Genomic DNA, 22,681 nt, shown 5'->3' with positions numbered 1-22,681 from the left:
CGAGCATGACGGCATGGCTACACATGTGATCACCGGAGCGGGCTCCGGCATCGGCGCGGCGGTGGCCCGCCGTCTGCACGCGCGCGGGGACGGACTCGTGCTGCACGCGCGGGACGCGGGCCGGGCCAAGGAACTGGCCGCCGAGTTCCCGGGGGCGCGGACGCTGGTCGGTGATCTCGCGGACCCGGACAAGCTCTCCTGGGCCTTCTCGCACCAGTCGCTGCCGGACCAGGTGGACTCCCTGCTGCACATCGCGGGCGTGGTCGACCTGGGCCCGGTGGGCGACCTGACCCCGAAGACCTGGCGCCACCAGCTGAACGTCAACCTGATCGCCCCGGCCGAGCTGACCCGCCACTTCCTGCCCCAGCTCCGGGCGGCCCGGGGCCATGTGCTGTTCGTCAACTCCGGCGCGGGCCTCAACGCCCACGCCGGCTGGTCCGCGTACGCGGCCACCAAGCACGGCCTGAAGGCCCTCGCGGACTCCCTGCGCCACGAGGAGCACGGCAACGGAGTCCGCGTGACCTCGGTCTATCCCGGCCGCACGGCCAGCCCCATGCAGGCCAAGGTCCACCAGCAGGAGGGCAAGGAGTACGACGCCTCGCGCTGGATCGACCCGGAGTCGGTGGCCACGGCGATCCTGACCGCGCTCGACCTGCCGAGGGACGCGGAGATCAACGACCTGACGGTGCGTCCGGGGCGCTGAGGGACTGGGGGCGGGCGGCGGCCCGCGGTCACCTACGTAGGCTTCGCACGTGACCGCAGACTTCAGTTTCGCCCCCGCCACCGGCATCGGCTCGCTCCCCGGCGGCGACGCCAGGGAAGCCGTGAAGACCGCCACCGGCTCCTTCGAGGACTTCCCGTTCCTGCCCGAACTGCCCGCCCGCGGACCGGGCGCCGACATGATCGGCCGGACCGCCGGGATGCTGGTCGAGCTGTACGCGCGCGTGGAGCCCAGCGGGTGGCGGCTCGGGGACCGGCCGGGCCGGGACACCAAGCGGGCGAGGTCGTGGCTGGGGGAGGACCTCGACGCGCTGGAGGAGTTCACCCAGGGGTACGAGGGACAGCTCAAGGTCCAGGCCGTCGGGCCCTGGACGCTCGCCGCCGCGCTGGAGCTGAGGAACGGCGAGGCCGCCCTCTCCGACCCCGGCGCCTGCCGGGACCTCGCCGCCTCGCTCGCGGAGGGGCTGCGGCTGCACCTGGAGGAGGTCCGGCGGCGCGTGCCCGGCGCGCAGGTCGTCCTCCAGCTCGACGAGCCCTCCCTCATCGCCGTCCTCCGGGGCCAGGTGAAGTCCGCCAGCGGCTACCGCACCCACCGCGCCGTCGACCGGCAGCTCGTCGAGGCCACGCTCCGGGACGTCGTCGGGGTTCACGCGGACGCCCCCGTCGTGGTCCACTCGTGCGCACCGGACGTCCCCTTCGCCCTGCTGCGGAGGGCGGGTGCGACGGCGGTCTCCTTCGACTTCTCGCTCCTCACCGAGCGTGACGACGACGCGATCGGCGAGGCGGTGGAAGGGGGCACGAGGCTCTTCGCCGGTGTCGTGCCGGGCACGGACACGGCATTGTCAGACCCTGCCGGTAGCGTCATGGGTGTCAGGACGTTGTGGCGCAGGCTGGGGCTGCATCCGGGACTTCTCGCGGAGGCGGTCACCGTCACCCCGGCGTGCGGACTCGCGGGGGCCTCCCCGGAGTACGCCCGCAGGGTGCTCGCCCACTGCGTCCAGGCGGCGAGATCCCTCGCGGACAACCCAGAGTAACGGGAGGACAACACGGTGGCCGGCGACAAGCAAGCGGAGACGACGGTGCCCGCGGAGGCGCGGGAGAAGCACGCGCAGCTCGCTGAGCAGATCGAGGAGCACCGCTTCCGGTACTACGTGAACGACGCCCCGGTCGTGAGCGACGCGGACTTCGACAAGCTCCTGCGCACGCTGGAGGCGCTGGAGGAGGAGTACCCCGAGCTGCGCACGCCCGACTCCCCGACCCAGAAGGTCGCGGGGGCGTACGAGACGGAGTTCACGGCGGTCCAGCACCGCTCCCGCATGCTCTCCCTGGACAACGCCTTCAGCGACGAGGAGCTGGCGGCCTGGGCCGAGCGCGTCGCCAAGGACGTCGGCACCACCGACTACCACCTGCTGTGCGAGCTCAAGGTCGACGGCCTCGCCGTCAACCTCACCTACGAGCACGGCAGGCTCACCCGCGCGGCCACCCGCGGCGACGGCCGCACCGGCGAGGACATCACGCCCAACGTCCGCACCATCGCCGAGATCCCGGACCGCCTCACCGGCGACAAGGTCCCCGACCTCGTGGAGATCCGCGGCGAGGTCTACTTCCCGATGGAGAAGTTCGAGGAGCTCAACGCCCGCCTGGTCGAGGCCGGCGACAAGCCCTTCGCCAACCCGCGCAACGCGGCGGCCGGTTCGCTGCGCCAGAAGGACCCGCGCGTCACCGCCGGCCGCCCCCTCCACATGGTCGTGCACGGCATCGGCGCCCTGGAGGGCTTCGACGGCATGACCCGCCTCTCCCAGGGCTACGACCTCCTCAAGTCCTGGGGCCTGCCCACCGCCAAGCACAACCGGGTGGTCGACGGACTCGACGGCGTGCGGGAGTTCATCGCGTACTTCGGCGAGAACCGGCACTCCGTGGAGCACGAGATCGACGGGGCCGTCGTGAAGCTCGACGAGATCCCGCTCCAGGGCAGACTCGGCTCCACCTCCCGCGCCCCGCGCTGGGCCATCGCGTACAAGTACGCGCCGGAGGAGGTCAACACCAAGCTCATCAACATCCGTGTGGGAGTGGGCCGTACGGGCCGTGTCACGCCGTACGCCCAGGTCGAGCCGGTGACGGTGGCCGGCTCGGAGGTCGAGTTCGCCACCCTGCACAACCAGGACGTCGTCAAGCTCAAGGGCGTCCTCATCGGCGACACCGTGGTGCTGCGCAAGGCCGGTGACGTCATCCCGGAGATCCTCGGCCCGGTGGTCGACCTGCGCGACGGCAGCGAGACGCCCTTCGTCATGCCGGAGAAGTGCCCCGAGTGCCAGACCCCGCTGAGGCCGATGAAGGAGGGCGACATCGACCTCCGCTGCCCCAACGCCCGCACCTGCCCGGCCCAGTTGCGGGAGCGCCTGTTCTACCTCGCGGGCCGCAAGTCGCTGGACATCGAGCACTTCGGGTACGTCGCCGCGGCCGCGCTCACCAAGCCGCTGGAGCCCGCGGACCCGCCGCTGACCGACGAGGGCGACCTGTTCGACCTGACCATCGAGCAGCTGCTGCCCATCAAGGCGTACGTCCTCGACCAGGACAGCGGTCTGCCCAAGCGGGACCCGAAGACCGGCGAGGAGAAGATCGCCACCGTCTTCGCCAACCAGCAGGGCGAGGCGAAGAAGAACGCCGTGGCCATGCTGGAGAACATCGCGGCCGCCAAGGAGCGCCCGCTCGCCCGGGTGCTGACCGGTCTGTCGATCCGCCATGTCGGCCCGGTCGCCGCCGAGGCGCTGGCGCGCAACTTCCGCTCGATCGACCGCATCGAGCAGGCGAGCGAGGAGGAGCTGGCGAACACCGACGGGGTCGGCCCGATCATCGCCAAGTCCCTCAAGGAGTGGTTCACGGAGGACTGGCACCAGGAGATCCTCCGCAAGTGGAAGGCCGCGGGCGTCCGCATGGAGGAGGAGGGCTCCGGCGAGGACGAGGGCCCGCGCCCCCTCGAAGGCATGACCGTCGTCGTGACCGGCACCCTCGAACACTTCACCCGGGACGGGGCCAAGGAGGAGCTCCAGACCCGGGGAGCGAAAGTGACCGGTTCGGTTTCGAAGAAGACGTCTTTCGTGGTTGTGGGTGACAATCCTGGTTCGAAGTACGACAAGGCGATGCAGCTCAAGGTGCCCGTTCTGAACGAGGACGGTTTCCACGTCCTGCTGGAACAGGGACCCGAGGCGGCGGCCGAAGTCGCGCTTCCGACCGAGGAGCCGGCAGCGGAGCCGACGGCGGAACCGGCAGCGGGTCCGGCGGAGGATTCGACACAGGAGTAGCGGGGAGCGGCGGTTGAAGGCCACCCGATCGGCGCATACCAGATGCATACGGGTGGCCGGGGCGCATTCGGGCAACCGTCGACGACCGCTGCCCGTGGAAGCCTTCTGCGGCCTACTGTTGAGATGTGCGCCTGCCGTGCCCAGCTGCGGTCGGGGCATCCCCGTGCTCTTGATGAGCAAGGGGAAGGGCTTTCCAACGCGGCGCCGTCGAGGGTTTTTGTCGGGCGAACGAGCCGCGTGGCGTGGGCACCGCCGGCTGTGAGAGGGACGGGAATGGAACCGACCGAGAGCGCCGCCCCGGACTCACGCCTGCGCCGGCTCACCGGCGCATGGCGCACGCCCCGGTGGACCGGACGGCCTTCGGACCACACGGACCCGGAGGGACGCGTCGCGGGGCCGTACACTGCGGCCGGCGGTCTCGGCGCGGACCGGCTCACCGTCGAGCAGGTCCCCGGCCTGCCGGGCTCCGGCCCCGACCCCGACCGACAGCCGTCCTGGCCCGCGCTGCCCGCGGCGGTGATCGCCGCGGCCGGGTTCGTCCTGGGCGCCGGCTTCTACCGGGCCTTCACCGGCAGCCACGCCCTCTTCCCGTCGGGCACGGTCGGCTGGTCGCTGGCCGTGCTGACCGGAGTCATCGTCGGCCACCTGGTCGCCCTCGGCCGGGCCCGCTGGTGGGGCGGCACCGGCTCCGGCGCCGCCCTCACCCTCGCCGTCCTGCTGCTGTACGGCTGGGTGCCCGCCGGAATGGTCAGCCTCACCGTCGTCCTGCTGGTCGGCATAGCCCGGCGCCACCGCTGGCGGCAGGGCATCCAGCACGGCGCGGTGGACATCCTCGGCATAGCCACCGGCGCCCTGGTGCTCGGCGCGTTCGGCCGGGTGCCGTCCGTCGAGAACCCCTGGAACCCCGACACCTGGACGTTCTACACCGCCCCCGAGGTGGTGCTGGTCGCGGCCGCCTATCTCGCCGTCACCCGCGCCCTCGGCTGGTACCTGCACTCCTCGCGCCACGCGGGACTGCCCACCATGGCCCGCACCGCCCTGGTAAGACAGGGCCTGGTCGCGGTCGCGCTGCTCGGCATCGCCCCGCTGGTCTGCGTGGTCGCCGTCGCCAAGCCCCTGCTGCTCCCGCTCTTCGCGATCCCGCTCGTCGCCCTCGACTCCACCCTGTGGATGGCCCGGGCCCGCGCCGAGGAGCAACTGCGCGACCCGCTCACCGGACTGCCCAACCGGGTATGGCTCCTGGAGCGCATCTGGACCGCCCTGGACGACGCCGAGCGCATCGGCGCCCGGGCCGCCCTGATGCTCATCGACCTCGACCGCTTCCGCTCGGTCAACGACACCCTGGGCCATCTCGCCGGTGACCGGCTGCTCCTCCAGATCGCCGACCGGCTGCGGATCGCCCTGCCCCGCGGGGCGGAGGCGGCGCGGCTCGGCGGCGACGAGTTCGCCGTGTTACTGCCGGTCGCCGACTCCACGACCTCCGCGACCCGGGTCGCCCGCAACCTCGTCTCCGCGCTCAGCTCCCCGCTCGACCTGGACGGACTCACCCTCGTCCTGGAGGCCAGCGCCGGGGTCGCCGTCTTCCCCGACCACGCCGTGGACGCCGAGGGGTTGCTGCGGCGGGCGGACGTGGCGATGTACCAGGCCAAGCGGGACCGTACGGGAGTGGAGGTGTACGAGTCCAAGCGGGACTCCAACACCCCCGACCGCCTCGGCCTGCTGGGCGATCTGCGCCGGGCCCTGGACGCCCACGAGGTGCAGCTGCACTACCAGCCCAAGGTCCGCTTCGACGGACAGGTCGCCGGTCTCGAAGCTCTCGTGCGCTGGGTGCACCCCGAGCGCGGGAAGGTGCCGCCGGACGAGTTCATCGCGATCGCCGAGTCGTCCGGACTGATGCCCCATCTCACCGAGTACGTCCTGGACACGGCCCTCGCGCAGGTCGCCGAGTGGCGCGCGCAGGGCCTGTTCGTCCCGGTCGCGGTCAACGTCTCCCCGCGTGACGTCCACACCCCCGGCTTCGCCGGCTCGGTCGCCGCCCGCCTCGCCCGGCACGGAGTCCCGGCGGGAGCGCTCCAACTGGAGATCACCGAACACGTCCTCCTGGAGGACCCCTCCCGCGCGGCGGACACCCTCGCCGCGCTGACCGGGCACGGCGTGAAGATGTCCCTCGACGACTTCGGCACCGGCTACTCCTCCCTGGTCCACCTCCGCCGCCTCCCCGTCAGCGAACTGAAGATCGACCGCTCCTTCGTGGCCAAGCTGGCCGTCGACACCGAGGACGCGGAGATCGTCCGCTGCACGGTGGATCTGGCGCACTCCCTGGGCCTGTTGGTCGTGGCGGAAGGCGTGGAGGACGACGAGACCTGGGAGCGCCTGCGCGACATGGGCTGCGACGCCGTACAGGGCTGGCTGGTGGCGGCGGCGATGCCCCCGGAGGAGACGACGGCGTGGCTGCTGGCAAGGGGTTCAAGGGGCTGGCAGAGGCCGAGGGCAGCGCTCCCGGCGGCGGAGTGAGCGCCCCGTAGGGGCGCGGGGAACTGCGCGATCAGCCACAGCGGGCCCGCAGTCGGTTGACGGCCGAACCACATGCCCGGGAATCCGTTTAACGGCCACACCCCCCGGCGCAATAGGATTGGGCCCCGAACCACCCACACTCACCCCAGAGGATCGCTGCATGCCTGGCATCACGCGCGAGGAGGTCGCCCACCTCGCCCGGCTGGCGCGTCTGGAGCTGAAGCCCGAAGAGCTAGAGCACTTCGCGGGACAGCTGGACGACATCATCGGCGCGGTCGCCCGCGTCAGCGAGGTCGCCGACCAAGACGTACCGCCGACCTCGCACCCGCTCCCGCTGACCAACGTCATGCGGGCGGACGAGGTCCGTCCGTCGCTCACCCCCGAGCAGGCGCTCTCCGGCGCCCCGGCCCAGGAGCAGCAGCGTTTCAAGGTGCCGCAGATCCTGGGGGAGGACTAACCGCCATGACGGACAACGTCACCATCATCAAGCTGACCGCCGCCGAGACCGCCGCGAGGATCGCCTCCGGTGAGCTCACGGCCGTGCAGGTCGCCGAGGCCCACCTGGCCCGGATCGAGGCCGTCGACGAGAAGGTGCACGCCTTCCTGCACGTCGACCGCGAGGGCGCCCTCGCGCAGGCCCGTGCCGTCGACGAGAAGCGTGAGCGCGGCGAGAAGCTCGGCCCGCTCGCCGGTGTCCCGCTCGCGCTGAAGGACATCTTCACCACCGAGGGCATCCCGACGACCGTCGGCTCGAAGATCCTCGAGGGCTGGATCCCGCCGTACGACGCGACCCTCACCAAGAAGCTGAAGGCCGCCGACGTCGTCATCCTCGGCAAGACCAACATGGACGAGTTCGCCATGGGGTCCTCGACGGAGAACAGCGCCTACGGGCCGACCGGCAACCCCTGGGACCTCACCCGGATCCCCGGCGGCTCCGGCGGCGGCTCCTCCGCCGCGCTGGCCGCGCACATGGCGCCTCTCGCCATCGGCACCGACACCGGCGGCTCCATCCGCCAGCCGGCCGCCGTCACCGGCACGGTCGGCGTGAAGCCGACGTACGGCGCGGTCTCCCGCTACGGCATGGTCGCCTTCTCCAGCTCCCTCGACCAGGGCGGCCCCTGCGCCCGTACGGTCCTGGACGCGGCGCTCCTCCACGAGGTCATCGCCGGACACGACCCGCTGGACTCGACGTCGATCGACGTGCCCGTCCCGCCGGTCGTCGAGGCCGCCCGCAACGGCAGCGTCGCCGGTATGCGCGTCGGTGTCGTCAAGCAGTTCCGCGGCGAGGGCTACCAGGCCGGCGTCATCCAGCGCTTCGACGAGTCGGTCGCGCTGCTGAAGGACCTCGGCGCCGAGATCGTCGAGCTGGACTGCCCGTCCTTCGACCTCGCCCTGTCGGCGTACTACCTGATCGCGCCGTCCGAGTGCTCCTCCAACCTCGCGCGCTTCGACGGCCTGCGCTACGGCCGTCGTACCGGTGACGACGGCACGCACTCCGCCGAGGAGGTCACCTCGCTGACCCGCGCGGAGGGCTTCGGCCCCGAGGTCAAGCGCCGCATCATGCTCGGCACGTACGCCCTGTCGAGCGGGTACTACGACGCGTACTACGGCTCCGCCCAGAAGGTCCGTACGCTCATCACGCGCGACTTCGAGAAGGCGTTCGAGCAGGTGGACGTCATCGTCTCGCCGACGACGCCCACCACCGCCTTCCCGATCGGCGAGCGTGCCGACGACCCGATGGCGATGTACCTCGCGGACCTGTGCACCATCCCGACCAACCTCGCGGGCAACTCGGCCATGTCGCTGCCCTGCGGTCTCGCCCCGGAGGACAACCTCCCGGTCGGGCTCCAGATCATCGCCCCGGCCCTGAAGGACGACCGGCTCTACAAGGTCGGCGCCGCCGTCGAGGCCGCCTTCGTGGAAAAGTGGGGGCACCCGCTCCTCGAGGAGGCACCGTCGCTGTGAGCAAGCTGACCAAGGCGAAGGACTTCAAGAAGTCCAAGTCCGGTACGTACCTGTCGATGGCCACCACCGCGTTCGGCGCGCTCGGTGTCGCCAAGCAGATCAAGAAGGCCCGCGCCGACCAGGACACGCTCCGGCTGATCGACGCCACCGTCTCCGCGGTCGCGATCGTCACCGGCCTCGCCATCCTGTACCGCGAGCTGAAGCGGCTGGGCGACGACGACGTCCTGCTGGGCTGAGAGGGAACTTCCACCGTGACCACCACGACCGACCTGGTGTCGTACGAGGACGCACTCGCGTCGTACGACCCCGTCATGGGCCTTGAGGTCCATGTCGAACTCGGCACCAAGACCAAGATGTTCTGCGGCTGTTCGACCGAGCTCGGTCAGGACGCCAACACGCAGACCTGCCCCACCTGCCTCGGCCTGCCCGGCGCGCTCCCGGTCGTCAACGCGATCGGCGTCGAGTCGGCCATCAAGATCGGTCTCGCGCTGAACTGCGAGATCGCCGAGTGGTGCCGCTTCGCCCGGAAGAACTACTTCTATCCGGACATGCCGAAGAACTTCCAGACCTCCCAGTACGACGAGCCGATCGCCTTCAACGGCTACCTCGACGTGCAGCTGGAGGACGGCGAGACCTTCCGCGTGGAGATCGAGCGCGCCCACATGGAGGAGGACACCGGCAAGTCGCTGCACGTCGGCGGCGCGACGGGCCGTATCCACGGCGCCTCGCACTCGCTCCTCGACTACAACCGCGCCGGCATCCCCCTCATCGAGATCGTCACCAAGCCGATCGAGGGCGCCGGCGAGCGCGCTCCCGAGGTCGCGAAGGCGTACGTCGCCGAGCTGCGCGAGCTCATCAAGGCGCTCGGTGTCTCCGAGGCCCGCATGGAGCAGGGCCAGATGCGCTGCGACGTGAACCTGTCGCTGCGCCCGCACGGCCGCGAGAAGTTCGGCACCCGCAGCGAGACGAAGAACGTCAACTCGCTGCGTTCCGTGGAGCGCGCCGCCCGCTTCGAGATCCAGCGCCACGCCGCGGTGCTGAACTCGGGCGGCACGATCATCCAGGAGACCCGGCACTTCCACGAGGACACGGGGTCCACGACCTCGGGCCGTGTGAAGGAGGAGGCCGAGGACTACCGGTACTTCCCCGAGCCGGACCTCGTTCCGGTGGCCCCCTCGCACGAGTGGGTCGAGGAGATCAGGGCCGGGCTGCCCGAGCTGCCGCTGGCCCGCCGCAACCGCCTGGTCGCGGAGTGGGGCATCACCGCCCTCGACATGCAGGCGATCCTCAACGCCGGTGCCCTGGACCCGATCGTCGCCACCATCGACGCCGGTGCCGACGCGGCCTCCGCCCGCAAGTGGTGGATGGGCGAACTCGCCCGCAGCGCCAACGAGTCGGGCAAGGCGCTGGACGAGCTGTCGATCACGCCGGTCGAGGTCGCGCGGGTCTCCGAGCTGGTCTCGAAGGGCGACCTGAACGACAAGCTGGCCCGCCAGGTCATCGAAGGCGTCCTCGCGGGCGAAGGCACCCCGGACGAGGTCGTCGACAAGCGCGGTCTGAAGGTCGTCTCCGACGACGGCGCCCTCGGCACCGCCGTCGACGAGGCCATCGCCGGCAACCCGGGCATCGCCGACAAGATCCGCTCCGGCAAGGTCGCCGCGGCCGGCGCCCTGGTCGGCGCGGTCATGAAGGCCACCCGAGGCCAGGCCGACGCGGCCCGCGTCAAGGAGCTGATCCTGGAGAAGCTGGGCGTCAGCGAGGGCTGAGCACACGCGCGCGTACGGCCCCGGACGGGATGCCCTCCGGGGCCGTACCGCTGCTTACTTACGGCGTCCCACGAGCCGTACGAAACCCAGTGCCCGCCCTTCGTCGGCCCGGACCATCTCGCCGACCTCGCGGGCCATCGTGCGATGGAACTCCTCGGGACTCTCCTCGGCGATCACGTCGCACCACAGCAGCCAGTCCCGCCAGCCGTCCGGCTGCCAGTCGGCCGCCTCGACCTCGACGGCTCCGCTGCGCGTCCAGTGGCGGCGCCACCAGTCGGCGGAGTGGAAGCACCAGTAGTCGGGCTGCCACCACTTCGCGAGATGCCCCGGCGGCTCGGTGCCGTCCGGCTCCTCCCGCAGCGCCGGTACGACGATCCCGATCCGCCCGCCCGGCTTCAACAGCCGGGTCAGCGTGGGCAGATAGAGGTCGTTCGTGCCGAAGTACTGGTACGCGTCGATGCTCACGACCGAGTCGAAGCTCGCCTCGGCGAACGGCAGGTCGTGCGCCTCGGCGCGCACCGGCAGCACCCGGTCGGCGAAACCGGCCTCGGCGATCCGCTTGGCGTTCTCGTCGGGTTTGACCCACAGGTCGGCCGCGGTGACCTGGACGTCGTACTCCCTGGCCAGGAAGACCGAGGTCATCGCCCGGCCGCAGCCCAGGTCGAGCACCCGGGCGCAGGGCCGCAGGGTGTCCAGGCCGAGGGCGGGCGCGAGCCACTCCAGGAGCCACAGCGCGTTCGGGCCCATCTGGTTCTCGACGACCCAGCGGGCGTCGTAGCTGTTGCTGCGCGGGTAGCGGTCCTGGGTCAGCCGCCGGGCGAGATCGTCTGGCATCGGTGAAGGGGCTCCTTGAGTCCTGAGAGGCGGAGAGGGATACGGAGGAGCTCGGCCGGACGCTCAAACACAGGCGGACAGGCTACGCTCGCCCGCCATGAACGGTCCTGGGAATTCCGAGACATCCGACATACAGGAGGAGTACGACGACCAGGCGCTGGACGCCCGGCGGGCCCGCTGGACCGCGTCCGGCACCGGGGCCCTGCTGGCCCTCGCCGGCCTGGCCGCGTCGGCACTCCGGCTCAGCGGCTCCGCCCCCGCCCTGGTCCCGGCCGCCTACGCCTTCGGCGCCGCCGTCTGTGCGCTGGCGGCGGTCCTGGGCTCCCACGGCCGCACCCGCAGAGCGCTGTGGCTGCTGATCGCCGGCGTGATGGTGATGGCGCTGGGCGACCAGTTCGACTGATGTGACAGAGTGGCCGTTACTGTCCTGTGATCTGCCTCCCACTCCTGTGAATAAACGCACGATCGCGATAAACGATCACTTTCGCCTGCAAGAGTGGTCCACGCATTGCTCATGCGTTCTTTGCGGGCCGTTCACGACATGAACGACTGTTCCCGGTCAAAGATCCACAATTCACCACCCCTGGGAGCACGTTCGTGGCAGCCCTCGCACGCTGGTGTGTACGACGACGCCTGGTCGTCGTCGTTCTGTGGCTCCTCGCCCTCGGCGGGGTGAGCGCGGGCGCCGCCGTCGCCGGGTCCGCGTACTCCAACGACTACGAGGTCCCGGGCACCGAGTCCGGCCGCGCCACCCAGCTGCTCCAGGACGGCTTCCCGGACCTCGGCGGCGACACCGACACCGTCGTCTGGCACGTGAAGTCGGGCACCGTCCGTGCCGCCGACGTCGAGCAGACGATGACGGACACCCTGGAGAAGATCGCGGACCTGCCCGGTGTGGCCGCCGTGGTCAGTCCCTACGACTCCGCGGGCAGCGGCCTGATCAGCTCCGACGGTCACACCGCGTACGCCACCGTCACCTTCTCCCACTCCGCCGAGGACATCGACAAGTCCGAGGCGCGGGCCGTCGTCGACACCGCGAAGGACGCCGAGGCCGACGGGCTCCAGGTCGAGCTGGGCGGCAGCGCCGTCGCCCTGACCGAGTCCTCGGGCGGGCATGTCGCCGAGATCGTCGGCGTACTCGTCGCCGCTCTCGTGCTGTTCCTCGCCTTCGGCTCGCTCGCCGCCTCGCTGCTGCCCATCGCCACCGCGCTGGTCGGGGTCGGCACCGCGTACGCCGGGATCGTGCTCCTCGGGCACGCCATGACCGTGGCCGACTTCGCGCCCATGCTCGGCATGCTGATCGGGCTCGGCGTCGGTATCGACTACGCCCTGTTCATCGTCACCCGGCACCGACGCGGGCTGAAACGCGGGCTCGGTGTCGCCGAGGCCGTCGAGAACGCCGTCACCACCACCGGACGCGCCGTCGTCTTCGCGGGTGCCACGGTTTGCATAGCCCTGCTCGGGATGCTGATCCTCCAGCTCGGCTTCCTCAACGGCGTCGCGATAGCGGCCTCCCTGACCGTGGTCCTCACGGTCGCCGCCTCCGTGACCCTGCTGCCCGCCCTGCTCTCCCTCATCGGCATGCGCGCCCTGAGCCGCCGCGAGCGCCGCCGCCTCGCCGAGCACGGCCCCGAGCCGGAGCTGCCGACCGGGTTCGCCCACCGCTGGTCCGCCTTCGTCGAGCGCCACCCCAAGCTGCTCGGCGCCCTCGCCCTGCTGGTCATCACCGTCCTCGCCCTGCCCACCCTCGGCCTGCGCCTCGGCACCTCCGACCAGGGCAACGACCCGGGCTCCTCGACCACCCGGCAGGCCTACGACCTCCTCGCCGAGGGCTTCGGTCCCGGCGTCAACGGCCCCCTCACGCTGGTGACTCGTGTCGACGGCGCCGAGGACAAGCTCCTCCTCGACAACCTCGACGCCACCATCCGCACCACCGAGGGCATCGTCTCCACCACCCCGGTCACCTACGACACCGGCGGCGACCTCGCCTACTTCACGATCGTCCCCGAGTCCGCCCCGCAGTCCCAGCAGACCAGCGAACTCGTCGACCGGCTGCGCACCGAGGTGCTGCCGCGCGCCGAGACCGGCACCTCCCTCGACATCCACGTCGGCGGGATGACGGCGTCGTACGACGACTTCGCGGACGTCATCGTCGGCAAGCTGCCCCTGTTCGTGGGTGTGGTCATCGGCCTCGGCTGTCTGCTGCTCCTGCTCGCCTTCCGCTCCGTCGGCATCCCGCTGAAGGCCGCCGCGATGAACGTCGCCGCGGTCGCCGCCGCCTTCGGAGTGGTCGTGGCGATCTTCCAGTGGGGCTGGGGGAGCGAGCTGCTGGGCCTCGGCCGCGCCGGGCCGATCGAGCCCTTCCTGCCCGTGATCATGGTCTCGGTGCTCTTCGGGCTCTCCATGGACTACCAGGTCTTCCTGGTCAGCCGGATGTACGAGGAGTGGCTGGAGACCGGCGACAACCGGCGGGCCGTGCGTGTCGGCCTCGCCGAGACCAGCCGGGTCATCAACTCCGCCGCGGTCATCATGATCTCCGTCTTCCTCGCCTTCGTCCTCAGCGGCGACCGCGTGATCGCCATGTTCGGCATCGCCCTCGCCGCCGCCGTCGCCCTCGACGCCTTCGTCCTGCGCACCCTGCTCGTCCCCGCCCTCATGCACCTGCTCGGCGGCGCCAACTGGTGGCTACCGGGCTGGCTGGAGCGCCGGATGCCCCGCATCAGCATCGAACCCCCCGAGTGCCGCGCCGCCCATGAGAGGCTCACCGATGTCCTGGAGCAGGACGTCGTGGAGCAGATGCAGAGGGAGCGGGACGAGGATGTACGCGATATCCCTGGGTGACGACGGCGCCGAACTGCGGCCGCTGGAGCCCTGGCACGCGGAGGAGTTCCTGGCGAACCTGGAGCGGGGCCGGGACTTCATCGGACAGTTCATCCCCTTCGGCTCCCAGGCCGTCGACGTGGCCTCCGCGCGGGAGACCCTGCGCCGGTACGCGCAGATGCGGGCCGACGACACCGGCGGCTACCACGGCATCTGGCTGGACGGAAAACTCGTCGGCGGGGTCCTCACCCTCAACTTCGACGCCGAACGCGGCAACTGCGAGGTCGGCTGCTGGCTGGAGCCCGCCGCCACCGGCCGCGGACTGATCACCCGGGCCATGCGGGTGCTGATCGACTGGGTGGTCGAGGAGCGCGGTGCGCACCGCGTCGAATGGATCGCCGCCGCCGGGAACACGCCCAGCATCAACGTCGCCCGGCGCCTGGGAATGACCCGCGACGGAGTCCACCGGGAGGCGCACCCCTATCGTGGCGTACGGCACGACCTCGAGGTGTGGTCGATTCTCGCCCCCGAATGGCGTGAGGCACGCGCGCGTGCAGCCCGGAACGATCATTAAGAAACCTCTCAGACAGGATCCGTACCGTGCCCGACATGGGAACGAAGACAGCTGACGAGACCGGTGCCGAGACGGGCACCGAGGCCGTGACCGACCAGGAGAAGGTGGACGTCACCAAGACCGACGAGGCGCCCGAGGCCGGGTCCGCGAGCACGTCCGAGGACGCCGAGGGCACGTCCGCCGACACCGCCGACACCGCCGACGACGAGCTCGACGCCGAGGACGAGCTGCTCGAACCCGCCCAGGAGGAGGGCCCCACCGGGGTCGGCCAGGGCGCGGGCGCCGTGGTCTCCGCCGCGCTCGGCCTGGTGTCGCTCACCGGCGGCTGGATCGGCACCGTCGCCGCCCAGAAGGAGAGCCTGCTCAGCCAGCTCCACAACTCCTCGCAGAGCTCCAGCGTCGCCACGCTGCTCAAGGAGGGCTACGGCGACGTCTGGAACGTCCAGGCCGTGTACGCCGGCGTCTTCGCCCTCCTCGCCCTGCTCGCGGGTGTCCTCGTGCTGGTCCGGCCCGCCTTCGGGGCGCCCGGCAAGCCGCAGGCCGGCTGGATCAAGTCGGTCGCCTGGGCGGGCGTCGCGCTCGGTGTCGTAGGGCTGCTGATCGCCGTACTCAAGTACACCGACGTGCTGGTCAGCCTGCCGGCGGCCTCCTGAATCACCGCAGGTCCCGAGGGGTCTTAGGGCGTCCGTGAGCACCTTACGGACGACCTGAGGCCCCTCCCGCGCGTCTAAGGCCCCCACGGCCCCCGAAGATGCGGAACTCTCCCGATGTGGCGCACCCGCCTTGGAGACGAAGGTAGAGGCATCGCAGAAAGCGAAGCCCGAAACCGACTCCGACAAGGACCACGCCATGTATGCCGAGTACGAGTTCTCGCAGTACCGCTCCGCCGAACTCATCCGCCAGGCCGAGCACGAGCGGCTGGTCCGCGCGACCCTGCGTGGTCGCCGCGCCGCCCTCGGCGAGGCCGCCGAACGCACCGCGGAGGCCGATTCGCATACCGGCCGCCCACGGCGGCACCGGTTCCTCCGCACGGCGTGAGCGCCGGGGGGAGGGAGGACGGCCGTACGGCCCTGTCCGTCCCCGCGGTCACCACCGCGGCCGTCCTCCCGGTGACCGGGGCGGGCCCGGCGGCCGGGCCCGCCCCGAAAACGGGTGCCGCGCCATCGGACCCGCGTGCGATGCTCGGGCCTGTGGAGACCAGGTCCGTCAGTCCGGTGTTCGTCGGCCGCGCAGAAGAACTGAACATCCTGAACGACGCGCTCGCCCGCGCTGCCGCGGGCGAGCCGCAGGCATTGCTGCTCGGCGGTGAGGCGGGCGTCGGCAAGACCCGGCTCATCGAGGAGTTCGCCACCGCCGCCTGCCGGCAGGGCGCGGTCGTCGCCCTCGGCGGCTGTGTGGAGATCGGCGCCGACGGACTGCCCTTCGCCCCCTTCTCCACCGCCCTGCGCGCCCTGCGCCGCGAACTGCCCGCCGAACTGGCCGCCGCGGCCGCGGGCCAGGAGGAGGAACTGGCCCGGCTGCTGCCCGAACTGGACGAGGCCGTCCCCTCCCACGGCTCGGGCCGGCACGACGAGGACTGCACGGCCCGGCTCTTCGAACTCACCGCCCGCCTCCTGGAGCGGGTCGCCGCCGAGCACACCGTCGTCGTCGCCCTGGAGGACCTGCACTGGGCCGACGCCTCCACCCGGCATCTGCTCTCCTTCCTCTTCCGCACCCTGCGCACCGGCCGGCTGGTCGTCCTCGCCTCCTACCGCGCCGACGACATCCACCGCCGCCACCCGCTGCGCCCCCTGCTCGCCGAACTCGACCGGCTGCGCACGGTCCGCCGCGTCGAACTCGGCCGCTTCAACCGGGACGAGGTGAGCCGCCAGATAGCCGGCATCCTCGCCGCCGAACCCCACCCCGCCCAGGTCGACGACATCTTCCGGCGCTCCGACGGCAACGCCTTCTTCGTCGAGGAACTCGCCGTCTGCGCCACCGAGGGCTGCGGCACCGGAGGACTCACCGACTCGCTGCGCGATCTGCTCCTGGTCCGCGTCGAGGGTCTGCCCGAGAGCACCCAGCGGGTCGCCCGGGTCGTCGCCGAAGGCGGCTCCACCGTGGAGTACCGGCTGCTCGCCGCGGTCGCCCGGCTCGCCGAGGACGACCTCATCGAGGCGCTGCGGGCCGCGGTGAACGCCAACATCCTCATCCCCGCGCCCGACGGCGACGGCTACCGCTTCCGGCACTCCCTGGTCCGCGAGGCCGTCGCCGACGACCTGCTGCCCGGCGAACGCTCCCGCCTCAACCGCCGCTACGCCGAGGCCCTGGAGGCCGACCCCACGCTGGTCCCCGCCGACGCCCGGGTCATGCGGCTGGCCAGCTACTGGTACCACGCCCACGACGCCGCCAAGGCCCTGCCCGCCGTCCTGGACGCCTCGGTCACCGCCCGCCGCAGGCACGCCTACTCCGAGCAACTGCGGCTCCTGGAACGCGCGATGGAGCTGTGGGACACCGCCCCGGAGGAGGTCAGGGCCGCCCTGCGCCCCGTCGACTTCACCGAGGTCTACCCGCCCTGCGGCTGCGACCCCGCCACCACCCCGCTGCACTACCTCGACCTGATGGCCGAGGCCGCCGTCGCCGGCCGCCTGGGCGGTGAACGCGAACGCGCCCTGAAGATCACCAAGCGGGCCCTGCACCTCCTGGAGGACGACGGCGACCCGCTGCGCGCCGCCTGGTTCTGGCTCCAGCGCTCCCATCTCCTGCAGTCCCTGGCCCGCGGCGACGGCTGGAGCGAACTCGCCACCGCCGAGGAACTCGTCCGCGGACTGCCGCCCTCGGAGGTGCACGCCGAGGTCCTCGCCAACGTCGCCCACTGGTCGATGGTCCATGTGCCCGGCCCCGACGCCGTCTCGGCCGCCGAACGCGCCGTCGAGTACGCCTGCATGGTCGGCGCCCGCGAGACCGAGATGAACGCCCGCCTCACCTACGCGGGCCTCGTCGTCGAGTCCGGCGGAGTGGAGACCGGGCTCGCCGACATGTTCGAGATCCTGCGGCAGACACTCCAGGACGGCATCTCCGCCGTCGCCAGCCGGGTCTACGTGAACCTGCCGAACGCCCTCGAAGCCATCGGCCGCTCCCGGGAGGCCGTGCCGATCCTGGAGGAGGGCCTCGACTACGCCCGGAAGTTCGGCCTCTCCGACAAGGAGGCCTGGATCTGGGGCAACCTCGCCGAGTCCCTGTACTCCCTGGGCCGCTGGGACCGGGCCGCCGAAGCCGCCACCCGGGCGGAACTCGTCGGCCGCAGCGCCCAGCCCCGCGGCTTCCACGCCGGCAACCGCGCCGCCCTCGCCCTCGCCGGCGGCGACCTGCCCGAGGCCGCCCGGCAACTCGGCGCCGCACGCGGCTACTTCGGCACCCACGACCGAGCCCCCCAGCATGAACTCCCCCTCACCGAACTCGCCATCGGCATCGCCGCCGCCGAAGGCCGCCTCCTGGACGCCCGAGCCGAACTCGAACGGGTCCTGGACACCGGCTTCCCGCTCGGCACCCAGCGCTACGCCTGGCCCCTGCTCCTCACCGCCGCCACCATGGAGGCCGACGCCCTCGGCCTGCCCGCCGCCGAACAGGACCGCGCGAAGATCCTCGCCCGCCTCCGCGAGACCGCCCGCACCCTCACCACCAACGCTCCCGTCTGGCTGGCCCACGAACGCTGGGTCCGCGCCGAACTGCTGCGTGCCGAGAGCGCGGACACCTCCGACGACTGGTGCGAGGTCGTCACCGCCTTCGAGCCCCTGGAACGCCCCTACGACCTCGCCCGCGTCCGCCACCGGCTCGCCCAGGCCCTGCTCTCCGCACCCGGTGGCCCCGAGCAGTCCGACCGCGACCGGGCCACCGAACTCCTGCGCCTCGCCCACGCGGCCGCCGACCACCTCGGCGCCCGGCCCCTCGCGGACGCCGTCGCCCTGCTGGCCCGGCGTGCCCGCCTCAGCCTGACCGCGGCCCCGGCCCCCGCCCGGACGGACCCGGCCGCCGCCCTCGGCCTCACCGGCCGCGAACGCGACGTCCTGCGCCTGGTCGCCCTCGGCCGGAGCAACCGCCAGATCGCCGAGGAACTCTTCATCTCCCCGAAGACCGCCAGCGTCCATGTCTCCAACATCCTCGCCAAGCTCGGGGTCTCCGGACGGGGCGAGGCGGCGGCCGTGGCACACCGGCTGGGGCTGTTCCCGGCGCAGGCTCTCCACGCGCCGATCACAGAGTGAGGCGTACGGTGTAGGAGACCGGCAGGGGAGGCTGCATGTTCAACATGTTCGAGGAGCTGTTCGCACCCGGCCGCAAGCACACCCAGGACGAGCAGAACCGGCTGGAGCTGACCCGCGAGGACGTCGGTGACGGCGACCCCGGACGCGGGCCGATAGACCTCACGTCCGGGAAGGTCGTCGTCCGCCGCCCCAAGCCGGACACGGATGCGGACACGGATCAGGGCTCGGACACGGATGAGGGCTCGACTGTGGACGGCTCGGGCGCGGACGGCTCGGGCGCGGACGCAGCGGGCTCCGCGCAGATCGCCCCCGAGTGACGGCCCCGGCCTAGCTGACCTGTATCTCCAGGATCCGGTCGTCCCCCTGCTGGGGGCTGCCGCGCCCGTCGGTGTTGCTGGTGACCAGCCACAGCTTGTCGCCGCCCGCCGAGACCACGGTGCGCAGCCGGCCGTACTCGCCCTTCAGGAAGTCCTGCGGGTCCGCGGACTCCTCCGTGCCCTTCAGCGGGATGCGCCACAGCCGCTGGCCCTTGAGACCGGCCATCCAGACGGACCCCTCGGCGTAGGCGATGCCGCTGGGGGAGGCGTCGTCGGTGTGCCACTGGTCGATCGGGTTCTGGAACTTCTTGTCGTCGGACTTGCCCTCGGCGTCCGGCCAGCCGTAGTTCCCGCCCGGCTTGATCGCGTTCAGTTCGTCCCAGGTGTCCTGGCCGAACTCCGAGGCGAACAGGCGCTGCTTGGAGTCCCAGGCGAGACCCTGCACATTGCGGTGGCCGTAGGAGTACACCGCGGAGCCCGGGAACGGGTTGCCCGGGGCCGGGTCGCCCTCCGGGGTCAGGCGCAGGATCTTGCCGCCGAGGGACTTGGTGTCCTGGGACAGGCCGGTGTTGCCGCTCTCGCCGGTGCCCGCGTAGAGCATCTTGTCCGGGCCGAAGGCGATCCGCCCGCCGTTGTGGATGTAGCCCTTCGGGATGCCCTTGAAGACGGTGTCCGGGGCGCCCAGCTGGTCGCCCGACGGCTTCCGCTCGTCGTAGACCATGCGCGCGATGCGGTTGTCCGAGGCCGAGGTGAAGTAGGCGTAGACCATGTGGTCCGAGGCGTAGTCCGGGGACAGGGCGATGCCCAGGAGGCCGCCCTCGCCGGCCGCGGAGACGCCGGACACCTGGCCCAGCTCCGTCTTGCGGCCCGTCTTCCCGTCGACCCGGCTGATGGTGCCCTCGTCGCGCGAGGAGACCAGCAGGTCGCCGTCGGGGAGCGGGGCGAGGCCCCACGGGGTCTTCAGACCGGTGGCCACGGTCCGCACCACCTTCACCGAGCCCTTGGCGGGCGGGGTCGCCTCGGCGGCCTGCTGGGTGGGGGTGGACCCGGACGGCGTACCGCCGCTCGGCGCGGCGCTGTCGGAGCCGGTCGCGGACGACCCTCCGTCGCCGTCGGAGGAGCAGCCGGCCGTCAGCAGGAGCGTGGTCGCGGCCAGTACGGCCGTCACAGCTCGACGATGCACGATCTTGGTCCCTTCGAAGCGGCGGGTTCTACCTGTCATACACCGCTCGCGCCCCACAGGTTCCCGATCTCCGCCACCCGATGCGCGACCGGGCGGGGCCGGCTCGGTGACCTGGGGCGGGGAGCCGGTCGGAGTCGGCCGTGCGGGCGGGGGTGGTAGGGGTGGTGGGGGTGGTGGGGGTGGTGGGGTGGCGCGGGTCGGGTGGGCCGGTGTCTCGTGCGCGGACCCGCCGGGGTTCAGTCCCACGAACCCCGGGCCACCGGCAGCTCCGCCAGCTCGGTGAGGTCCTGGGGCGTCAGGCGCAGGCCGGTCGCCGCCGCGTTCTCCGTCACCCAGCGCTCCTGCTTCGTGCCCGGCACCGGGACCACGTGCCGGCCCTGCGCCAGGACCCAGGCCAGGGCCACCTGGGCCGGGGTGACCCCGTCGCCGTGGCGGGCCGCGACCCGGCGCAGGCCGACGACGATCGGCTGGTTCGCGGCCATCATCTCGCCGGTGAAGCGGGGATGGCGGGCCCGGACGTCGTCCGGTTCGAAGCCCTCGCCGGGGGTGAGCGTGCCGGTCAGGAAGCCGTTGCCCAGCGGCATCGCCGCGAGGAAGCCGATCCCGCGGGCCGCGCACCACGGCAGCAGCGTCTCCAGCGCCTCCGGCGACCACACCGACAGCTCGGCCTGCACCGCGCTCACCGGGAAGACCTGCTGGACCCGCTGGAGCTGACGGACCGTCGCGTCGTGCAGCCGCGCCCCCGAGCGCCGGCCGCCGCGCGCCGCCATCGCACACAGCCCCAACGACCGTACCTTTCCCGCCTGTACGAGCTCCGCCATCGCGCCCCAGGTCTCCTCGACCGGGACCTCGGGGTCCTCGCGGTGCAGCTGGTAGAGGTCGATCACGTCCGTCTGGAGCCGCCGCAGCGACGCGTCGCATGCCCGCTTCACATAGCCGGGGCGGCCGTTGGCCACGATGTGCTGCTCGCCGACCAGCAGACCGACCTTCGTGGCCACGAACGCGTCCGCGCGCCGCTCCTTCAACACCCGCCCCAGCAACAGCTCGTTGGTGAACGGGCCGTACATGTCGGCCGTGTCCAGCAGCGTCGAGCCCAGATCGAGCGCCCGGTGCACGGCCCGGACCGACTCGTCGCCCCGCTGCCGCGACCCGCTGTAGGCCCAGCTCATCGGCATGCACCCGAGTCCGACGGCTCCCACCGCGAGCGCCGCCGCGCCGATCGTCCTGCGCTCCACCTGCTCGTGACCCTCCCTCTCCCGGCCCCCAACCTAACCTCTGCGGTCACGGGCGCCTGACATAGCCTCCGGAGCATGAGTGCTGACGTGTGGCTTCCCATCCCGCCCGACGAGATCGATGGGCTCCCCGAGGGCCCCGACTACCGCTTCTGGAACGGTGAGGAGGACTTCCCCGCCGACCCGGCCGACTGCGCCTACTACGTCGTGCCCTACATGCAGCCCGTCGGGATCGCGGTACGGCCGCTGTCCCGGCTGAGCTCGGTACAGGTCGTGCAGACGCTGTCGGCCGGCATCGACAACATCGAACCGGGCCTGAAGGACCTGCCCGCCGGTGTGCGCGTGTGCAACGCGCGCGGGGTGCACGAGGCCAGCACCGCCGAGCTGGCCCTCACCCTGACGCTGGCCTCGCTGCGCGGCATCCCCGACTTCGTGCGCGGCCAGGACAAGGGGGAGTGGCGCGGCGGGTTCCGGCCCGCGCTCGCCGACCGGACCGTCCTGATCGTCGGCTACGGCTCGATCGGGTCCGCGATCGAGGATCGGCTCGTTCCCTTCGAGGTCGCGCGGGTGGTGCGGGTCGCGCGCTCGGCGCGCACGACGGAGCGCGGGCCCGTGCACCCGCTCACCGACCTGCCCGCCCTGCTCCCCGAGGCCGACGTCGTCATCCTCATCACCCCCCTCAACGACACCACCCGCCACCTGGCGAACGCCGACTTCCTCACCCGCATGAAGGACGGCGCGCTCCTGGTGAACGTCGCCCGCGGCCCGGTCGTCGACACCAAGGCGTTGCTCGCGGAACTGGAGACCGGCCGCATCACCGCGGCCCTCGACGTCACCGACCCCGAACCGCTGCCCGAGGGGCACCCGTTGTGGCAGGCGCCCGGCGTGCTCATCAGTCCCCATGTCGGCGGACCCACATCCGCGTTCCTGCCGCGCGCCAAGCGCCTGCTGGTGGATCAGCTGAACCGTTTCGTGAACCGGAAGCCCTTGCGCAACGTGATCCTTACGACGGGTGACACCGGCGCGTGATCCGCACCGAGCGCACTGTCGGGCGCGGGCGCGCAACGGGCGTGTAATCCGTTTCCGGTACCCTCCGCAACTTTTCGGACGCGGTCCGTGCCCGCATCGCCGCTGGTCGTCACGGAGCGTAGAGGAACTATGTCCCTGAGTGACGAGACTGGTGTATCGTCCCGACAGGGGCTGCGCCGCGCAC

General features: G+C 71.7%; 19 protein-coding genes. 16 read left to right on the top strand and 3 right to left on the bottom strand.

Translation table 11 applies throughout. The annotated features are described in order from the left end of the window. Positions 1-13 precede the first annotated feature (13 nt). From G3I78_RS29295 to gatB, 8 genes are all read left to right on the top strand, one after another. A complete protein-coding gene (locus G3I78_RS29295) occupies positions 14-703 on the top strand; it encodes an SDR family oxidoreductase (protein ID WP_164429868.1) in 690 nt (229 codons plus the stop codon). A gap of 49 nt (positions 704-752) precedes the next feature. Then, positions 753-1,754, top strand: a complete 1,002-nt coding sequence (locus G3I78_RS29290; RefSeq protein WP_164429866.1) for a methionine synthase — start codon at positions 753-755, stop codon at positions 1,752-1,754. Between the two features lie 15 nt (positions 1,755-1,769). After that, the gene (gene ligA / locus G3I78_RS29285) at positions 1,770-4,022 is read left to right on the top strand and encodes an NAD-dependent DNA ligase LigA (RefSeq protein ID WP_164429864.1); all 2,253 of its coding nucleotides are present in this window, start codon (positions 1,770-1,772) and stop codon (positions 4,020-4,022) included. Positions 4,023-4,295: 273 nt separating this feature from the next. Then, complete coding sequence (locus G3I78_RS29280; RefSeq protein WP_164429862.1) at positions 4,296-6,536, top strand: bifunctional diguanylate cyclase/phosphodiesterase; 2,241 nt, start codon at positions 4,296-4,298, stop codon at positions 6,534-6,536. A gap of 160 nt (positions 6,537-6,696) precedes the next feature. Continuing rightward, a complete protein-coding gene (gene gatC, locus G3I78_RS29275) occupies positions 6,697-6,993 on the top strand; it encodes an Asp-tRNA(Asn)/Glu-tRNA(Gln) amidotransferase subunit GatC (RefSeq protein WP_007384860.1) in 297 nt (98 codons plus the stop codon). Between the two features lie 5 nt (positions 6,994-6,998). Continuing rightward, entirely contained in the window at positions 6,999-8,501 is a 1,503-nt protein-coding gene (gene gatA, locus G3I78_RS29270; RefSeq protein ID WP_164429860.1) for an Asp-tRNA(Asn)/Glu-tRNA(Gln) amidotransferase subunit GatA, read from the top strand. After that, positions 8,498-8,737: a hypothetical protein gene (locus G3I78_RS29265; RefSeq protein ID WP_164429858.1), complete on the top strand. Its 240-nt coding sequence runs from the start codon at positions 8,498-8,500 to the stop codon at positions 8,735-8,737. The genes gatA and G3I78_RS29265 overlap by 4 nt, the downstream gene beginning before the upstream one ends. Before the next feature lie 15 nt (positions 8,738-8,752). Continuing rightward, the gene (gatB, locus tag G3I78_RS29260) at positions 8,753-10,267 is read left to right on the top strand and encodes an Asp-tRNA(Asn)/Glu-tRNA(Gln) amidotransferase subunit GatB (protein ID WP_164429856.1); all 1,515 of its coding nucleotides are present in this window, start codon (positions 8,753-8,755) and stop codon (positions 10,265-10,267) included. 54 nt (positions 10,268-10,321) lie between these two features. On the opposite strand, the gene G3I78_RS29255 is transcribed toward gatB, so the two are convergent. After that, on the bottom strand, positions 10,322-11,101 hold the full coding sequence (locus G3I78_RS29255) for a methyltransferase domain-containing protein (protein WP_164429854.1): 780 nt from the start codon (positions 11,099-11,101) through the stop codon (positions 10,322-10,324). A gap of 97 nt (positions 11,102-11,198) precedes the next feature. Here G3I78_RS29255 and G3I78_RS29250 point away from each other — a divergent pair, with 97 nt between their 5' ends. From G3I78_RS29250 to G3I78_RS29220, 7 genes are all read left to right on the top strand, one after another. Continuing rightward, the gene (locus G3I78_RS29250) at positions 11,199-11,504 is read left to right on the top strand and encodes a hypothetical protein (protein WP_164429852.1); all 306 of its coding nucleotides are present in this window, start codon (positions 11,199-11,201) and stop codon (positions 11,502-11,504) included. Positions 11,505-11,698: 194 nt separating this feature from the next. Continuing rightward, a complete protein-coding gene (locus tag G3I78_RS29245) occupies positions 11,699-13,942 on the top strand; it encodes an MMPL family transporter (protein WP_164429850.1) in 2,244 nt (747 codons plus the stop codon). Next, complete coding sequence (locus tag G3I78_RS29240) at positions 13,920-14,495, top strand: GNAT family protein (protein WP_164429848.1); 576 nt, start codon at positions 13,920-13,922, stop codon at positions 14,493-14,495. The genes G3I78_RS29245 and G3I78_RS29240 overlap by 23 nt, the downstream gene beginning before the upstream one ends. 35 nt (positions 14,496-14,530) lie before the next feature. After that, positions 14,531-15,148, top strand: a complete 618-nt coding sequence (locus tag G3I78_RS29235; RefSeq protein WP_164429847.1) for a hypothetical protein — start codon at positions 14,531-14,533, stop codon at positions 15,146-15,148. 196 nt (positions 15,149-15,344) lie between these two features. Continuing rightward, a complete protein-coding gene (locus G3I78_RS29230) occupies positions 15,345-15,533 on the top strand; it encodes a hypothetical protein (protein ID WP_164429845.1) in 189 nt (62 codons plus the stop codon). A 140-nt stretch (positions 15,534-15,673) separates the two neighbouring features. Beyond that, the gene (locus G3I78_RS29225; protein ID WP_164429908.1) at positions 15,674-18,736 is read left to right on the top strand and encodes a helix-turn-helix transcriptional regulator; all 3,063 of its coding nucleotides are present in this window, start codon (positions 15,674-15,676) and stop codon (positions 18,734-18,736) included. A 35-nt stretch (positions 18,737-18,771) separates the two neighbouring features. Then, on the top strand, positions 18,772-19,053 hold the full coding sequence (locus G3I78_RS29220) for a DUF6191 domain-containing protein (protein ID WP_164429843.1): 282 nt from the start codon (positions 18,772-18,774) through the stop codon (positions 19,051-19,053). 10 nt (positions 19,054-19,063) lie between these two features. Here the strand turns inward: G3I78_RS29220 and G3I78_RS29215 are convergent, their stop codons facing one another. Continuing rightward, entirely contained in the window at positions 19,064-20,275 is a 1,212-nt protein-coding gene (locus G3I78_RS29215) for a PQQ-dependent sugar dehydrogenase (RefSeq protein ID WP_164429841.1), read from the bottom strand. A 197-nt stretch (positions 20,276-20,472) separates the two neighbouring features. Then, positions 20,473-21,471, bottom strand: a complete 999-nt coding sequence (locus tag G3I78_RS29210; RefSeq protein WP_164429839.1) for an aldo/keto reductase — start codon at positions 21,469-21,471, stop codon at positions 20,473-20,475. A gap of 75 nt (positions 21,472-21,546) precedes the next feature. Here G3I78_RS29210 and G3I78_RS29205 point away from each other — a divergent pair, with 75 nt between their 5' ends. Continuing rightward, positions 21,547-22,497: a 2-hydroxyacid dehydrogenase gene (locus G3I78_RS29205; protein ID WP_203615648.1), complete on the top strand. Its 951-nt coding sequence runs from the start codon at positions 21,547-21,549 to the stop codon at positions 22,495-22,497. Positions 22,498-22,681 lie beyond the last annotated feature (184 nt).

The organism is Streptomyces sp. SID13726, assembly GCF_010548375.1.
Classification (GTDB): Bacteria; Actinomycetota; Actinomycetes; order Streptomycetales; family Streptomycetaceae; genus Streptomyces.
The sequence above is the reverse complement of the archived record's forward strand: the minus strand, read 5'-3'. Positions and strand labels throughout refer to the sequence as shown.

Excerpts from the sequence above, each read along its gene's own strand:
- G3I78_RS29230 (WP_164429845.1), top strand. The coding sequence starts at position 15,345 with ATGTATGCCGAGTACGAGTTCTCGCAGTACCGCTCCGCCGAACTCATC.
- G3I78_RS29235 (WP_164429847.1), top strand. The coding sequence starts at position 14,531 with ATGGGAACGAAGACAGCTGACGAGACCGGTGCCGAGACGGGCACCGAG.
- G3I78_RS29215 (WP_164429841.1), bottom strand. The coding sequence starts at position 20,275 with ATGACAGGTAGAACCCGCCGCTTCGAAGGGACCAAGATCGTGCATCGT.
- gatA (WP_164429860.1), top strand. The coding sequence starts at position 6,999 with ATGACGGACAACGTCACCATCATCAAGCTGACCGCCGCCGAGACCGCC.
- G3I78_RS29240 (WP_164429848.1), top strand. The coding sequence starts at position 13,920 with ATGTACGCGATATCCCTGGGTGACGACGGCGCCGAACTGCGGCCGCTG.
- G3I78_RS29250 (WP_164429852.1), top strand. The coding sequence starts at position 11,199 with ATGAACGGTCCTGGGAATTCCGAGACATCCGACATACAGGAGGAGTAC.
- gatC (WP_007384860.1), top strand. The coding sequence starts at position 6,697 with ATGCCTGGCATCACGCGCGAGGAGGTCGCCCACCTCGCCCGGCTGGCG.
- G3I78_RS29225 (WP_164429908.1), top strand. The coding sequence starts at position 15,674 with ATGCTCGGGCCTGTGGAGACCAGGTCCGTCAGTCCGGTGTTCGTCGGC.
- G3I78_RS29220 (WP_164429843.1), top strand. The coding sequence starts at position 18,772 with ATGTTCAACATGTTCGAGGAGCTGTTCGCACCCGGCCGCAAGCACACC.
- G3I78_RS29205 (WP_203615648.1), top strand. The coding sequence starts at position 21,547 with ATGAGTGCTGACGTGTGGCTTCCCATCCCGCCCGACGAGATCGATGGG.
- G3I78_RS29295 (WP_164429868.1), top strand. The coding sequence starts at position 14 with ATGGCTACACATGTGATCACCGGAGCGGGCTCCGGCATCGGCGCGGCG.
- G3I78_RS29280 (WP_164429862.1), top strand. The coding sequence starts at position 4,296 with ATGGAACCGACCGAGAGCGCCGCCCCGGACTCACGCCTGCGCCGGCTC.
- G3I78_RS29255 (WP_164429854.1), bottom strand. The coding sequence starts at position 11,101 with ATGCCAGACGATCTCGCCCGGCGGCTGACCCAGGACCGCTACCCGCGC.